The following is a 14,494-nucleotide window of genomic DNA, read 5'->3' as shown; positions in this document are numbered from 1 at the left end:
AAGCCCATTTCCGGAGACCGCAAGAAATAAGCATTACCCAAGAAAAAAAGAGGAGCGTTGATAGATATCGTGCTACTCGATACGTGCTACCTGCTACGCTCTTACTTCTTCTGCGGCTTGTATTTAGACTGCTCAAGGATCTTGCGGGCGTTCTTTTCCCGCATGAGTTGCTGCAGTGTGACTTCAGGGTTGTTCTCCATGTACTTGCGCACAATCTGCCAGCCAACCCAGGCTCCTACCCTACCCGGGCAGCGCTCACTTATCTCGGGCACGTTAGGCCGTTCGCCAATATATTTCCTGATGGTAAACTGACTGGTTTCATACAACAGGCCCTTCTCAATAAAGTGCGCCCAGATCTTGCCCTCATTGTACTGCACATCGGCCAGTTCATTGCTGGAGTACCACATAATCAAGGAATCTGGCGTGCAGGGAAGCACCTTCTCCACAAAGTAGTAAGACTTGCCGTAGTCAATCATCTCATCCAGCATCTCCTTGTTCACAAAATCAGTTTTGTTGAATTTGTTGGACACCAGCAGCATGACAGACGGCACCAGATTCTCTTTCTCGTAACGGTTGAGAATGTACTGCGGGGCCTGCGGCCGGAAGGAGGCTTTTTTACCGATGAAAAAGTCCAGACCCAGCACTATCAGGCTGTCGCTCACCAGAAGATCACGGCTAAGGCCGGAGACAAAGGTCTGTACTTTGGGAATCTGAAAGGCGGGGTAGTAATGTTTCACGTGCTTGAAACCGGTCTCCAGTTCCTGCTCCACGTCTTTGAAATCGCCAAAGCGCTGGTCGCTCTCCTTTACCAGTTTATGAATGCTGGTGTCTGTTGCCAGACGCAGCAGGCTCTGGGCCATGAGCTCTTCAGAAGGGTACCTGTCTTTGAGCAAAAACTTATTGGCAAACAGCGGTTGCTGGCGCAGAAAGGTCTGCATTTCAGGAACGGTCTTTACCTGGAAGAAAGGTTTTTCAAGCCGCTCCACCTGAATCTCAACTGGAATTTTTGCTATTTCCTCCGGAATCTGACAGCCTTCTTTTTTACAACCAAAAAATAACAATACTGTTAGCAGCAATAAGTAGCCTCGCATCCTTTTCTTCCTTTATCTTTAGGACAAATTTAACGTAACATTCATTAATTCCTTCTTTCCTCATGAAGATGATTCGCATTAGTTCCATGATCGTGGTCATGGCCACCGTCCTATTCTGCTCCCAGGAAGCCGCTGCTCAGGTAGAGATTGGAGTAAAAGTATCCCCCTCGGTTACCTCTACCCGCACCATTGCCAAAGACCAATACAATTTCAAGAATGAAGGCGCCGGCGTTGGGTTTGGCTTGGGCGTGATCGCTGACTATTTCTTCGGGACCAATTATGCGTTCAGCACTGGCTTGCTTTACAACGTGAAAGGCGGCGAGGTATCTTATTCATACAAAGGGCCGAATGACCTTGATAAAAAGCCTTACTCCGATGACATTAACCTGCAGTACATAGAAATACCCGTAGCGTTGAAGCTATTCACCAATGAGGTAGCCACCGATACCCGCGTGTATTTTCTGGCAGGTGGCTCGTTGAATACCTTGCTGGCAGCTAAGGTAAACGACAAGAAAGTAGACAATGACTCCGGTGACAAATTCACCAAGCGCTTTAACACCTTTGAGATTGGGGCCTTATTGGGCGCCGGCGTAGAGTGGCAGTTAGGCGAAAGCACCAAAGTGTTTGGCGGTCTTTCTTACCAGCGCGGCCTTACCGATGTGGATGATGATTTCTACTCCGGTATTTTTGAGGACAACAAAGTGGAGTTGAAAAACAATACGTTCTCTGTAGACCTGGGCCTTAAGTTCTAAACCTGTTTCGGGCTTGTTTTGGCCAAAACAGGCCCAAAACAGCAGAAAGCCTTTTACATGAAAAAGCCCCCGTTTCACAACGGGGGCTTTTTATTTTCAGGTTAGAATAAGGTCTTACTCAGTTTCAACGGCGCGGTCTTGCAACCCGTTTACTTCTGTGTACGCTGATTTCAGCTCAATCTCGTCGCCGTGCTCATCCATCACTTTGAAATCTGTGAGGGCAAGGGCCGTATCTTTCATCACGTGCACCCACTTAAAGTGTTTCAGGAACCATTTCCGCTGTTTGGAAATAAAGCCCTTGGTGTAGTACGCGTGCAGGAACGGATGCACGTACAGCGTAATGTTTTTCTGGTTCTGGCGGGTGAGCAGATCTTCAATGGTCTGATCTATCTCATCGGTTACCAGAATGCTGGCGGATATTTTGCCGCTGCCTCCGCAGGTAGGGCATACTTCTCCGGTGACAATGTTTTGCTCAGGCCGTACGCGCTGGCGGGTAATCTGCATGAGCCCGAATTTGGAGATAGGCAGCACCGTGTACTTAGACCGGTCTTTCTTCATCTCCTCTTTCACCACATCCTGCACTTTTTGCCGGTTCTCGGCAGACTTCATGTCAATAAAGTCTACTACAATGATTCCGCCCAGGTCCCGGAGGCGTAGCTGACGCGCTACCTCTTTTGCCGCGGTAAGATTCACATTCAACGCGGTAGCTTCCTGGTCCGTCTCGGTGTTGGATTTGTTACCGCTGTTCACATCTACTACGTGCAGGGCCTCTGTGTGCTCAATGACCAGATAACCGCCGCCCGGTATGCTCACTGTCTTCCCAAACAGGGACTTCAGCTGCTTTTCAATGTTAAAATGCTCAAAGGTTTTCACCTTGCCCGTGTAATGCTTCAGAATCTTCAGCTTATCCGGGGCTATGGTCTCAATGTAAGTCTTGATCTCATTGTACAACTTCTCGTCGTCTACTACAATGCTGTCAAAGCTTTCATTTAAGATGTCTCTCAACATGGAGGAGGAGCGTCCTAGCTCCCCTATCACTTTATCCCGCTCTTTGGCGGTACGCAAAGTGGCAATACCTTCTTCCCAAGTGGCCACCATGGTGCGGAGGTCTTTGTCTAACTCCGCCACTTCGCGGCCTTCGGCCACAGTACGGATGATCACGCCAAAGTTTTCCGGTTTAATGGAAGTAATCAGGCGCTTTAGACGCGTACGTTCCTCTTTGCTCACAATTTTCTTTGACACGCTTACCGTGTTAGAGAAAGGCACGAGCACCAGGTAACGGCCCGCCAGGGAAATCTCGCAAGAAAGCCGGGGCCCCTTGGTTGAAATTGGCTCTTTTACAATCTGTACCAAGAGCTGCTGTCCTTTTTTGAGGACATCAGCCATCTTACCCAGTTTGTCTATTTCGGGCTCAAATTTTATCGGGCCAAGTTTAGAGGTGGTGTTCTTCTGGGTCTGCACCAGCTTCACGTATTTATTGAGAGTCTTGATGTTCTCTCCTAAATCATGATAGTGCAGGAACGCGTCTTTGGTGTAGCCAATGTCTATGAACGCTGCGTTCAGACCGGGCATCACCTTTTTAACGGTTCCCAGAAAAATATCCCCTACTGAGTAGTTGGCATCATCTTTCTCAAAATGATACTCTACCAAGCGCTTGTCCTGAAGAAGGGCTATTCGTTCTCCATCTTGAGTAGAATTAATAATTAATTCGTTACTCAATGTCTTAGATGCTTAAGTGGAAGAATATACCAAAGCCCAGCATTACCAAAAGAGGTAATGTGGGCTTATAGAATCAAAGGCTAGGCCTTATTTTTTCTTATGTCTATTCTTTCTAAGACGCTTCTTTCTTTTGTGAGTAGAGATCTTATGTCTTTTTCTTTTTTTACCGCAAGGCATAGTGTTGATTTTTTATAAGTGAATAATGTTTTAACTCTCTTTTAGTTGGCGCTCTTGAGTTTCTCCAGGTAACTGTCTACAGAGGCCTGCACTTCAGGCTCTTTGCTGAGTTCTTTTACCCGCAGAAACGCCTTTTGAGCCTCCTGCTTTTTGCCGGTTTCTGCCAGGGCCACCCCAAGATAGAAAGTACCGTCTACGTGCGCCGGGTTTACTACCAGTAGTTCCCTGAACCGGTCAACCGCCTTGTCATACTGGTTAGACTGCATTGACAGTACCCCCAGGTTAAACAGGGCTTTCTCGTTTTTAGGGTCCGTGGCAATCACTTCGCGCAGCAAGGTAATGCCTTTCATGGGATTACTGCTGGAAATAAACGTCATGGCCAGGTTGGTCTTGGCATCCAGGTTGGCTGGGTTGTTCTTGAGCACCTGCTCATACAACACCTGCGCCTTGTTGCCTAACGCCTGAGAACGCTCCTGGGTGGCGGCAAAGGTGAACGCCTCAAAGTATTGGTCGGCGGCTTTCTGGAAGCTTTTCTCACCGGGTCTTACCTGGGCAGCCTGCTCATAGTAATAACCGGCACTGTCATGTCTGGCCAGGGCAATGTACTCTTTGGCCAGGTCATCAGCTACCTTCACTTTTGCCTGGGGGTTGCTCTCCTGGTTGAATTTGACCCGCAGCTCTGCGATCTTTTTCAACTGGGCCGGCGAAGCCGCCGCGTGAGCATCTTTTGGAGCAGCCGGTTCCTCGGCGTGGTCTTCATGGCCCGGGTGATTAGGGTCATGCGCCGGTTGGTCGCGGTTGGCGGCAACTCCGTCAGTGGCAAGTCCGCCTTTGTCTTTGTTTATGATTACTTTGGGCAATAAAGCCATCAGAACAGCCAGCACCACGGCAGAGACAATAAGCGCTATCCTTCCTTTAGACATAAAATTTATAACCCGAAATAATTAAAACACAATACGTTAAGACTGCAAAGGTACAAAAAACTAAGAAACTACGGCTTCTTTGATCTTTTTGCTGTTTTTAATCTTCGCTACAAACGTCTTAGACGGTTTGAAGGAAGGGATAAAATGCTCATCAATGATGATAGACGTGTTCTTGGAAATGTTACGGGCTACTTTCTTAGCGCGCTTCTTATTCACAAAGCTGCCAAAGCCACGCACGTAAATGTTATTACCATCGGCCATTGAATCCTTCACCACTTTGAAAAATGCTTCTACTGTGGCCGCAACATCAGATTTCTCAATCCCTGTCTTATCCGCAATTTCTGATATAACTTCTGCTTTAGTCACTTGATTAAACGATTTAAGTAATTAAGTAAAGATGAATATGTTTGTACAAACGTTTACCGTATTGCTACAGCACCCTGAAATCGGGGCACAAAGGTAACCGGGCTTTTCGGAAAGTAAAACTATTTATTTAAAAATCTGTTGGTTTCACGGCAGCGTAACAGCAGCAAACCAACACGTTAAAGCCTTTTCATGGCCACTAATCCTCCCTTATTCTTTAGCAATACCCTTATTGACTGGTACCACCGCCACCACCGGCCTTTGCCCTGGCGTGAGACCACAGACCCCTACGCCATCTGGCTTTCTGAGATTATTCTCCAGCAAACCCGCGTGCGCCAGGGCCTCCCCTACTACCTTAAGTTCATAGAGCGGTTCCCTACGGTGCATGACTTAGCAAACGCCCCCGAAGACGAAGTATTGCGTCTCTGGCAAGGTTTGGGCTATTACTCCCGGGCCAGAAACCTGCACTTAACCGCCAAACAGGTGGCTTCTGCGTTTGGAGGCCGGTTTCCTGAAAGTTACCAGGGCTTGTTACAATTAAAGGGAGTGGGCAGTTACACGGCCGCCGCTATTGCCTCTTTTGCCTACCGCGAGCGCGTGGCCGTGCTAGACGGAAACGTGTACCGGGTGCTGGCCCGGGTGTTTGGCCGGCATGAGAACATTGCTGCCCCGGCCAGCAAGAAAGTCTTTGAGGAACTGGCCAATTCCCTTATTCCGGCAGACCAACCCGACACGTTTAACCAGGCCATTATGGAGTTTGGGGCTATCCAGTGCACCCCGGTGGCGCCTGACTGCCTGTTCTGCCCGCTGCAGCAGGAGTGCTTTGCGTTTCAGCATGGGCTGGTGAATGTATTGCCGGTGAAAGAGAAAGCAAAAAGCTCGCGCGAGCGTTTCCTGCACTACCTGGTGCTGCAGTACAACGGCCAGTTGTACCTGAGAAAGCGCCCCGGCAATGACATCTGGCAAGGGCTCTATGACTTCTTTTCTGTGGAGACCGACACGCGGCAGCCAGACCCGCAACTCTTGCAGCAAGCGGCCGCGCAACAACTGGGCCTCCCGGAAATCACCCTTTCCAGCACCGGCAAGGTGTATAAGCACATTCTGAGCCACCAGAAAATTTTCGCGCAGTTTTATCTGATTTCCCTCCATGACCGTTTAAGGGAGGAAACCGAGGAGTCTCTGGGGCTTGGCTTATATACCCTGGCGCAGGCCGAAGAAATTCCTAAACCGGTTTTGATACTTTCTTTTTTAGAAGAGCACTTTTTTTAGTATATTTATAAGCTAAAGCAACATTGAACCACCAGATTATATTCTATGGCAAGCATTAATAAAGTTATCTTAATTGGCAACTTGGGCAAAGACCCGGAAGTGCGTCACTTAGAAGGCGGCGTGGCTGTGGCCCGTTTCCCGTTGGCTACCTCAGAAACGTTCAAAGACAAAAACGGCGAACGCCAGGAACGTACCGAGTGGCACAACATTGTGGTATGGCGCGGCCTGGCCGAAGTAGCCGAGAAATATGTAAAAAAAGGCCAGTCTGTCTACATTGAAGGCAGAATACGCACTAACAGCTACCAGGACAAAGACGGCGTGCAACGGTACAGCACCGAGATTGTAGCCGACAACATGACCATGCTGGGCGGCAAGCCGGAAGGCGGCGGAAACCAGGGTGGCGGAAGCTATGCCAATGAGGCAGCTTCTAACACCGCAAACGCTGGCGCCAGTGCAAGCAGCGCCGGAGCCAGCAAAGGTGCCAGCTCAAAGCCACCGGTGTATGAAGAAGAGCCAGATGATCTGCCCTTCTAATTAATTGTTGAACCAAACGTAGCGTTTTGCGAAGTATACCATCTTTAGGAGAGCCCTCCAGTTGGGGCTCTCTTTTAAACCTCTCTCTTGTAACATTGCCTCCGGCAGAATGGGCTCCCCCTTCTGCCCTTTTTCTGCTCGCTTTCGTGGGCAGCCTGGCCATTGCCGCGGCCTTATCCGCATTCCAGACCTTTATCACTACCCATCCTGCTGAAGCCTCCAGGCCAGACGCCGCTTTTGCTTCCTTTTCTTTTTTCAGGAAACCTGAGCGGCTATTATTAGCCGGGGCTTTTTTAACCACCACCCTTCATTTGCTGCTGGGCATCTTGGGCTACGTGCTCATGACGCGGTTCTTTACCTTTGCCAGAATTGACAAATGGTTTGCTTATGCCGGCACTACAGTGGTGATGACAGTGCTCTTGCTGGCTGGCCGCTTATATTTCTCTGACTGGGGCAAGCGCAGACAGCAAGCCTCGGCTACCCCTGTCCTGCTTTCTCTGCTTTCTGGCATTTATGCGGTGGGCAGCCCGTTTGTATGGCTCATTTTACCATTGCAGAAAATGGCCTGGCGTACCCGGGCCGCTTTTGGTGCGCCTTCCCCTACAGAGGAGCTTTCGCTTTCTCTGGAACAGACACCGACTGAACCTGCCTCTCCTCAGGAAAAGGGGTTATTGAAAGCCATTGTGAACTTCAGTTCTATTACCGTACGGCAGATCATGCGCGCCCGGGCAGACATGATTGCGTTCCAGAGACGCATGCCTTTCCCGGCGCTGCTCAAGCAGATTCAGCAGTGGGGCTATTCCCGGGTGCCGGTCTATTCTGAAGGGCTGGACAAGATTGACGGCATTTTATACGTAAAAGATATTCTGCCTTATTTAAATGCCCCCGCTGATTTTGTCTGGCAAAACCTGATCAGAACCCCGTACTTTGTACCGGAAACCAAGAAGATAGATGAGCTGCTGCGCGAGTTTCAGGAGCGCCGCGTGCACATGGCCATTGTGGTGAACGAGTACGGTGACACCACCGGCCTGCTTACCCTGGAAGACGTAATTGAAGAGATTGTGGGCGAGATTCATGATGAACTGGACGAGGAGGAAGACCGCTACTACACGCAACTGGACGAGCACACGTTCCTGTTTGAGGGCCGCACCTCGTTGCATGATTTCAGCAAGATAGTAGACCCGCCCACCGACCTCATGAAAGACGTAAAGAACGAGGTGGAATCGGTGGCAGGATTGATGTTACGGCTGTTTTCCCGCATTCCACATACCGGGGAGGAGATCCAGTTTGGGCCCTATCTTTTCCATATTGAGTCCGCAGACAGTAAGAAAATAAAGAAAATACGGGTGCATGAAATTGTGACCCATCCGCAGAATGAAAAAGAATAACCCGCTTCTCCTTTTTACCGCCCTTTGCGGACTTCTTCTGTTCACCGGCTGCGCCGAAGAGTACACGCCCAAACCCAAAGGCTTTAACCGCATTGACTTACCTGTTGCCAAATACCAGCCCCTGCAGGAGCGGCACCCTTACACCTTTGAACATTCGGTCTATGCCAAAGTCCTGAAAGACTCTTCGCGCATAGCAGAGCCACATTGGATAGACCTGTATTACCCACAGTTCAAGGCCAATATCCAGATCACGTACAAGAATTTTAACCAGGACCCCAAGAAGTTCAATGACCTAGTAGAAGATGCCCGCAAGCTTACCAGCCGCCACCAGATCAAGGCCTACGCCATTGAGGAAAGCCAGATCAAGACGCCTACCGGCATTACCGCCAGCGTCTTTGAGCTTCAAGGCGAGGTACCCAGCCAGTTCCAGTTCTACCTCACTGACAGCACCAAGCACTTCTTTAGGGGTGCTCTCTACTTCAGAACCGCTACCTCTAATGACTCTTTGGCGCCCGTGATTGAGTACCTTAAAAAAGACGCTGTGCATTTGTTGAATACGCTGCACTGGACTGATCAGGTGAAGTAAAGACTTTCTGTTTCAGGCCTGTTTTTGGAAAAACGTGCTTAAAACAGGTTTACTGCGAGAATCGTAATTTAAACCGCTTATGAAAATCATTAGTGACCATATCAAGCAAATAAGAAAGCTCTGCGATCAACATAGCGTGAGAAGCCTTTTTGCTTTTGGCTCTGTTACGAATGATAAATTTAAGCTGGAGAGCGATATAGATTTGGTGGTAGATATTGATTCGCCAAATCCTTTAGAGTATACAGACCATTACTTCGAGCTGAAGTTTCAATTGGAGAAAATCCTTAAAAGAAATATTGATCTGCTAGAACAGAAAGCCATCAGAAACCCTGTTCTAAAAGAAGAGATTGACCGCACCAAACTTCTTGTCTATGGCAGATAACAGAAGGTTGTGGCTTACAGATATAAGGGGGGCTATTCTGGAAATTTATGACTTTCTACCAGAGGAGAGGGGCTTTCCTTCCTTCCAAAAGGATTTAAAATCTAAGAAAGCGATTGAGCGCAACTTAGAAATAATAGGTGAAGCTTTAAACAGAATCATAAAACCGGAACCCGATATTGCCATTACCAACGCTCGCCGAATTATAAATACCAGAAACAGGATCATCCATGGCTATGATACGGTATCTAAAGACATAATCTGGGCCATTGTCATCCAAGACTTACCAAAACTGGAAGAAGAAGTAAACTTTCTACTCTTTTCTACTCTCATAAAGGAATTTCTTAGTTTAGCTGGGTATATAAGGTAAACCATGGGGTCTATTTAAGATTCTCCCCAATTATTCTGCTTGCCTAATCAATATTTATAATAGCCTTACCAAATTTCCCGCTTACCCCTTTCGCTTGATCTCTTCTTCTTCTCCCCAGCCTACCCTTTTCACGCCTTTCACCGCCTGTATTGCTGCTTACTCGCTGCCTGAAGAGTTCACCAACCCTTTCAATGAGGAGCCGCACCCGCTTAGCCTTTTGGCCGCGGAAGAACTGCAGCATCACCTACAGACGCAGCAAGACTGGGAGCATAATTTCGGGTTACAACCAGAGCAGGAAGGCGCAGTGATTGGAAAGATGTTTGGTGTGTTGGTGGTGAGAAACCAGCTGCAGGAAATTGGGTATCTGTCCGCTTTCTCAGGGAAGTTGGCAGGAGGTTTTCATCATAAACGGTTTGTGCCGCCGGTATTTGACAGCCTTACCCAAGGCAGCTTTTTGAACCGGGGCATGCAAGAACTCTCCCACCTTAACGCCGAGATAAAATCATTGCAAGCGCAGGAAAAACTCGGTCACCAACCCCAAATTGAAGCCTTAAAAGAACGGCGAAAAAACCACTCTATCGCCCTGCAGGGCCAACTGTTTGACCAGTTCCATTTCCATAACAAAGCGGGAAAGCAGAAAAGCCTTCGCCAGATCTTTAGACACGCTGCCAATGGGAACCCACCAGCCGGGGCGGGTGAGTGCGCGGCGCCGAAATTGCTGCAGTACGCCTTTCAGAATAAACTAGAGCCTTTGGCCTTGGCCGAGTTCTGGTGGGGCAAGTCGCCAAAGTCTGCTTATTGGAAACACGGCCAGTTTTATCCGGCCTGCCGGGAGAAATGCGCGCCTATCCTGAGCCATATGCTGGAAGACGTGGTATTGGCAGCGCAAAGCCATTAGTTACGCTCATAAATCAACACTGAAGAATAGGCAAACCCTGTTATCTTTACCTGCTACTAACACGCAACTTAACCACACATGAAATTTATAAAACAACTTACCTTTCTGCTGCTCTTTACGGGCGGGCTGTTTGCCTGCCAGAAACTGAGCAAGTCAAACCAGGAGAAGACGGCCTTCAAAGTAGACTATGAGAAATTCACGCTGGCTAATGGCCTGCAGGTGGTTTTCCACGTGGATAAATCTGACCCGGTGGTGGCCGTGGCGTTGACCAGCCACGTGGGCTCAGCTAGGGAGAAAGAAGGCCGTACGGGTTTTGCGCACTTATTTGAGCACCTGCTGTTCCTGGAGTCTGAAAACCTGGGCAAGGGCGGACTGGACAAAATGAGCGCCCGCATTGGGGGTTCCGGCGCCAACGGCTCTACCTCCCGTGACCGAACCAACTACTACCAGACCGTACCCAATGATGCCCTGGAGAAAATGCTCTGGGCCGAGGCCGACAAACTGGGTTTCTTCATCAATACTGTGACCGAGGAAGTGGTGAACAAGGAAAAGCAGGTGGTGAAAAACGAGAAGCGCCAGAGTTATGACAATGCGCCTTACGGCCACACCTCTTACGTAATTGACCAGAATCTGTATCCGGCGGGTCACCCGTACCATTGGCAGGTAATTGGCTCACTGGAAGATTTGCAGAACGCCACCCTGGCCGATGTGAAGGAATTCTACAACCGGTGGTACGTGCCCAATAACGTGACGCTGGTAGTGACCGGCGACTTTGAGCCGGGTCAGGCCAAGGCTTGGGTAGAGAAGTATTTTGGCGAGATTAAGAAAGGCGCCGAGATTCCGCGCATGGAGAAGAAAACGGTGGTGCTAACGGAGACCAAGAAACTGTACCACGAAGATAACTTCGCGCGCTTACCAGAACTGACCATGGCCTGGCCTACGGTGCACCTGTACCACCCGGACTCCTACGCCCTGCGGGTGCTTTCCATCTATTTAGCAGATGGCAAAAAAGCACCGTTCAACCAGGTGATTATTGATGAGAAGCAGTTGGCGCCCCGCGTGAACATGTACAACAATAACTCAGAGATTGCCGGTCAGTTTATGCTTAGCGTGCGGGGCTATGACAAAGTAGACCTGAATAAAGTCCACAGCGCTATTTCTGAAGCCTTCCTGAAATTTGAGAAGGAAGGTTTGTCTGAAGACGATTTGAACCGAATCAAAGCCGGACAGGAAGTAGCCTTTTATAACGGTCTGGCCAGTGTACAGGGCAAAGGGTTCCAGTTGGCCCAGTACCAGATTTTCGCCGGTGACCCGGGCTTCGTGACCAAAGATATTGCCAACATGATGGCCGTTTCTATTGACGATGTGAAGCGGGTGTACAACCAATATATTAAAGGTAAGAATTATGTAGTGACCAGCTTCGTGCCCAAAGGTCAGACCAACCTGGTACTGACCGGTTCTAAGAAAGCCAGCGTGGTAGAAGAGAAAATTGTGGAAGGCGCCGAAGGCAAGATTGACCTCAGCACCAAGACTGCCTATGAGCGTACGCCCTCCAGCTTTGACAGAAACAAAGAGCCAGTCTACGGCAAAAGCCCCGAGATTACCGTGCCGGAAGTTTGGGAAACTAAATTGGACAACGGCATGAAGGTACTGGGCATTGAGAACCGCGAGGTGCCGCTGGTGCAGTTCAGTCTTCGCATAAAAGGCGGCTTGCTGCTGGACAACCCCGCCAAGGTGGGTGTGGCTAACCTACTGGCCGAAAGCCTCACCAAGGGCACCAAAAACAAAACCACAGCCCAACTAGAGGAAGCCATTGATGCCTTGGGCGCTTCTATTAGCGTAAACGCCGATGACGAGGACATTACCGTGAACGGCAGAACCCTGGCCCGTAACTACGCCGCCACCATGGCCCTGGTGCAGGAAATCCTTTTGGAGCCCCGTTGGGATACCAAAGAGTTTGAACTGAGCAAGCAGCGCGTGGAAAGCCAGATCAAAGGCCAAAAAGCCAACCCCAACTCTATTGCCGCCAACCAGTTCAAGGTTATTCTTTACGGCAAAGACCATATCCTGTCCAATAACATTCTGGGCACCGAGGCTTCTTTAAAAGCCATTACGTTGCAAGACCTGCAGAACTACTACACCGCCAACCTATCGCCATCTTTGGCGGCGTTCCACGTGGTGGGTGCCATTGAAAAAGACCAGGCGGTGGCCGCTTTGAATGGCCTGGCCCAAAACTGGAAGGCGAAAGAAGTGTTTATGCCTACATTTGACACCCCAGCCGCGCCTACGGCCTCTAAGGTGTATTTCTATGACGTACCGGGCGCCAAGCAGAGTGTGCTGCGGTTCGGGTATCTGGCTTTGCCGGCTACGCATCCAGACTATTACTCACTGCAGGTGATGAACTACGTGCTGGGCGGCGGTGGTTTTGCATCTCAACTGACCCAGCAACTGCGCGAAGGCAAAGGCTACACATACGGCATCGGTTCCTCTTTTTCGGGCACCGCCCTGCCAGGGCCGTTCACCATCCAAAGCGGGGTGCGTACCAACGTGACCTATGAATCTGCCAGCCTGGTGAAAGAGATTCTGCAGAACTACGGTCCTACCTTCTCGGCCCAGGACCTGGATGTGACCAAGGGCTTCCTGGTGAAAAGCACCGCCCGGTCTTTTGAGACCATGGGCGCCAAACTGGGCATGCTGCAGAACATCAGTGCCTACGGCTGGCCCTATGACTACGCCAAGCAACGCGTGAACCTGGTCAATGGCATGACCGTGGACAAGATAAAAACCCTGGCCAACCAGTACGTAAACCCCAATAAGATGCACTACCTCATTGTAGGCGATGCCGCCACCCAACTCAAAAAACTGGAAGACCTTGGGTTTGGCAAACCAGTGTTGTTGAACTAGCCTTTCTTCTGTTCTAGGCCTGTTTTCTGTAAAACAGGCCTAGAACGATAAGTGCTGAAAAGCCGAACAGTGTTGAAAGCTGTTTAGCTTTTTGCGTTTTGTATTGAACACCAACAACAAGAATAACTTACGCCCCCTTAGGGATAGCAAAAGAAAAATCTTTTACCTTAGAGAATATTTAAATATATAAAATATACTATTTAATCATTTATACCATAATGAAGTTTCCCTTCCCCCTCCTCTCCTTTTTCGCCTTTCTATTTCTTTTTACTTCCTGCCAGGAGGACCTTGACGACCTGGAGGTAAAAGCGCGCCCAGCTAACCTGGAAAGTTTAAGTGATTCCTGCTCTTACCGGTTAAATGGAAAGCTGTATACTCTCAACAAAAGAATTGGGGAGGGCTTTCAAAATGCAGAAGTGAAATTAGATAGTATAACGCATAAGGGGCACCCTGACTCAGTTTTATATTCTACTCTATTTAGTCTAGGCAGCCCGCGCCGTGAGTATCTTGATATCAGGTTTATCAAAAAGTATGGTAAAAACCAAATGACAAAACCTGATATGTTTCTCATGCATCCAGGAAATAAATCAGACTTGTATGCAAAAGGACAACATCCTTATGCTGTGGATTACACGCGGTTTAATACCCAGAATGGTATTGCTATTGAAGTATGGAATCCAGGCTATCCCTACCTGACATCTCACCTTCCTTGGAGCAAGAATTGGTTAACCACTATTGGGTATGACTGCCAGAGCAATTCAAGTTTTGAAATAACCAGGCTACAAAGATTACGGAATGGCAATTTCTTAATGGAAGCCAAGTTTTCCGTGAATTTGTATTCATATGATGCCTCAGGCAACACTCCTCCGGGCGAAAAACCTATTGAGGTGGCAACCCTGCATAGGATTGAGAATGGATTCATAAGACTTCAAGTAGATCTTTAAGGTTAGCCAGCATTGAAAAGTCGAAAAGCTGTTTTATTAGCACTTCTTCTTATAATACCAACGCTCTCCTTTGCGCATGGGGAAGAAATCATCTATACCTTGCTCATTGAGGTAATCGTCTTCTTCGCTTTTATAATTGTCCTTTTTCTGGTCAGACTGAACATAAAAGGGAAAGGAATTTTAGCGGCAATCTATGC

14 protein-coding genes are annotated in these 14,494 nt (G+C 48.8%); 10 read left to right on the top strand and 4 right to left on the bottom strand.

Features of this window, described 5'->3' with window-relative positions; genetic code table 11:
• Positions 1-101: 101 nt before the first annotated feature.
• A complete protein-coding gene (gldB, locus tag TH63_RS19450) occupies positions 102-1,091 on the bottom strand; it encodes a gliding motility lipoprotein GldB (protein ID WP_048922425.1) in 990 nt (329 codons plus the stop codon).
• Positions 1,092-1,159: 68 nt separating this feature from the next.
• Here gldB and TH63_RS19445 point away from each other — a divergent pair, with 68 nt between their 5' ends.
• The gene (locus tag TH63_RS19445; protein WP_197088600.1) at positions 1,160-1,843 is read left to right on the top strand and encodes a porin family protein; all 684 of its coding nucleotides are present in this window, start codon (positions 1,160-1,162) and stop codon (positions 1,841-1,843) included.
• 114 nt (positions 1,844-1,957) lie between these two features.
• On the opposite strand, the gene TH63_RS19440 is transcribed toward TH63_RS19445, so the two are convergent.
• The 3 genes from TH63_RS19440 to TH63_RS19430 all read right to left on the bottom strand — a co-directional run bounded on the left by TH63_RS19440 (position 1,958) and on the right by TH63_RS19430 (position 5,028).
• Positions 1,958-3,562: an Rne/Rng family ribonuclease gene (locus tag TH63_RS19440; RefSeq protein ID WP_048922423.1), complete on the bottom strand. Its 1,605-nt coding sequence runs from the start codon at positions 3,560-3,562 to the stop codon at positions 1,958-1,960.
• A 218-nt stretch (positions 3,563-3,780) separates the two neighbouring features.
• Positions 3,781-4,662, bottom strand: a complete 882-nt coding sequence (locus tag TH63_RS19435; RefSeq protein WP_048922422.1) for a tetratricopeptide repeat protein — start codon at positions 4,660-4,662, stop codon at positions 3,781-3,783.
• A 60-nt stretch (positions 4,663-4,722) separates the two neighbouring features.
• On the bottom strand, positions 4,723-5,028 hold the full coding sequence (locus tag TH63_RS19430) for an HU family DNA-binding protein (protein ID WP_048922421.1): 306 nt from the start codon (positions 5,026-5,028) through the stop codon (positions 4,723-4,725).
• Positions 5,029-5,217: 189 nt separating this feature from the next.
• Between TH63_RS19430 and mutY the strand changes: the two genes are divergently transcribed.
• The 9 genes from mutY (at position 5,218) to TH63_RS19385 (ending at position 14,297) form a co-directional block, all read left to right on the top strand.
• Complete coding sequence (gene mutY / locus TH63_RS19425; RefSeq protein ID WP_048922420.1) at positions 5,218-6,294, top strand: A/G-specific adenine glycosylase; 1,077 nt, start codon at positions 5,218-5,220, stop codon at positions 6,292-6,294.
• Positions 6,295-6,339: 45 nt separating this feature from the next.
• Entirely contained in the window at positions 6,340-6,828 is a 489-nt protein-coding gene (locus TH63_RS19420; RefSeq protein ID WP_048922419.1) for a single-stranded DNA-binding protein, read from the top strand.
• A 95-nt stretch (positions 6,829-6,923) separates the two neighbouring features.
• On the top strand, positions 6,924-8,216 hold the full coding sequence (locus tag TH63_RS19880) for a transporter associated domain-containing protein (protein ID WP_076606549.1): 1,293 nt from the start codon (positions 6,924-6,926) through the stop codon (positions 8,214-8,216).
• A complete protein-coding gene (gene gldD / locus TH63_RS19410; RefSeq protein WP_048922418.1) occupies positions 8,203-8,802 on the top strand; it encodes a gliding motility lipoprotein GldD in 600 nt (199 codons plus the stop codon). Before TH63_RS19880 ends, gldD begins: the two co-directional genes overlap by 14 nt.
• Positions 8,803-8,881: 79 nt before the next feature.
• Positions 8,882-9,184, top strand: a complete 303-nt coding sequence (locus TH63_RS19405) for a nucleotidyltransferase family protein (protein ID WP_048922417.1) — start codon at positions 8,882-8,884, stop codon at positions 9,182-9,184.
• Complete coding sequence (locus TH63_RS19400) at positions 9,174-9,551, top strand: HepT-like ribonuclease domain-containing protein (protein WP_048922416.1); 378 nt, start codon at positions 9,174-9,176, stop codon at positions 9,549-9,551. Before TH63_RS19405 ends, TH63_RS19400 begins: the two co-directional genes overlap by 11 nt.
• Before the next feature lie 94 nt (positions 9,552-9,645).
• Positions 9,646-10,449 carry a pseudouridylate synthase gene (locus TH63_RS19395; protein ID WP_231583513.1) on the top strand — a complete coding sequence of 268 codons (804 nt, stop codon included), beginning with the start codon at positions 9,646-9,648 and terminating at the stop codon, positions 10,447-10,449.
• Positions 10,450-10,527: 78 nt separating this feature from the next.
• Positions 10,528-13,353: a M16 family metallopeptidase gene (locus TH63_RS19390; RefSeq protein ID WP_048922415.1), complete on the top strand. Its 2,826-nt coding sequence runs from the start codon at positions 10,528-10,530 to the stop codon at positions 13,351-13,353.
• Positions 13,354-13,571: 218 nt separating this feature from the next.
• Positions 13,572-14,297, top strand: a complete 726-nt coding sequence (locus TH63_RS19385; protein ID WP_048922414.1) for a hypothetical protein — start codon at positions 13,572-13,574, stop codon at positions 14,295-14,297.
• Positions 14,298-14,494: the final 197 nt, after the last annotated feature.

It is taken from the genome of Rufibacter radiotolerans, assembly GCF_001078055.1.
GTDB classification, from domain to species: domain Bacteria; phylum Bacteroidota; class Bacteroidia; order Cytophagales; family Hymenobacteraceae; genus Nibribacter; species Nibribacter radiotolerans.
This window is presented reverse-complemented; position numbering and strand designations above follow the sequence as displayed.

Excerpts from the sequence above, each read along its gene's own strand:
- gldB (WP_048922425.1), bottom strand. The coding sequence starts at position 1,091 with ATGCGAGGCTACTTATTGCTGCTAACAGTATTGTTATTTTTTGGTTGT.
- TH63_RS19445 (WP_197088600.1), top strand. The coding sequence starts at position 1,160 with ATGATTCGCATTAGTTCCATGATCGTGGTCATGGCCACCGTCCTATTC.
- TH63_RS19435 (WP_048922422.1), bottom strand. The coding sequence starts at position 4,662 with ATGTCTAAAGGAAGGATAGCGCTTATTGTCTCTGCCGTGGTGCTGGCT.
- mutY (WP_048922420.1), top strand. The coding sequence starts at position 5,218 with ATGGCCACTAATCCTCCCTTATTCTTTAGCAATACCCTTATTGACTGG.
- TH63_RS19420 (WP_048922419.1), top strand. The coding sequence starts at position 6,340 with ATGGCAAGCATTAATAAAGTTATCTTAATTGGCAACTTGGGCAAAGAC.
- gldD (WP_048922418.1), top strand. The coding sequence starts at position 8,203 with ATGAAAAAGAATAACCCGCTTCTCCTTTTTACCGCCCTTTGCGGACTT.
- TH63_RS19405 (WP_048922417.1), top strand. The coding sequence starts at position 8,882 with ATGAAAATCATTAGTGACCATATCAAGCAAATAAGAAAGCTCTGCGAT.
- TH63_RS19400 (WP_048922416.1), top strand. The coding sequence starts at position 9,174 with ATGGCAGATAACAGAAGGTTGTGGCTTACAGATATAAGGGGGGCTATT.
- TH63_RS19390 (WP_048922415.1), top strand. The coding sequence starts at position 10,528 with ATGAAATTTATAAAACAACTTACCTTTCTGCTGCTCTTTACGGGCGGG.
- TH63_RS19385 (WP_048922414.1), top strand. The coding sequence starts at position 13,572 with ATGAAGTTTCCCTTCCCCCTCCTCTCCTTTTTCGCCTTTCTATTTCTT.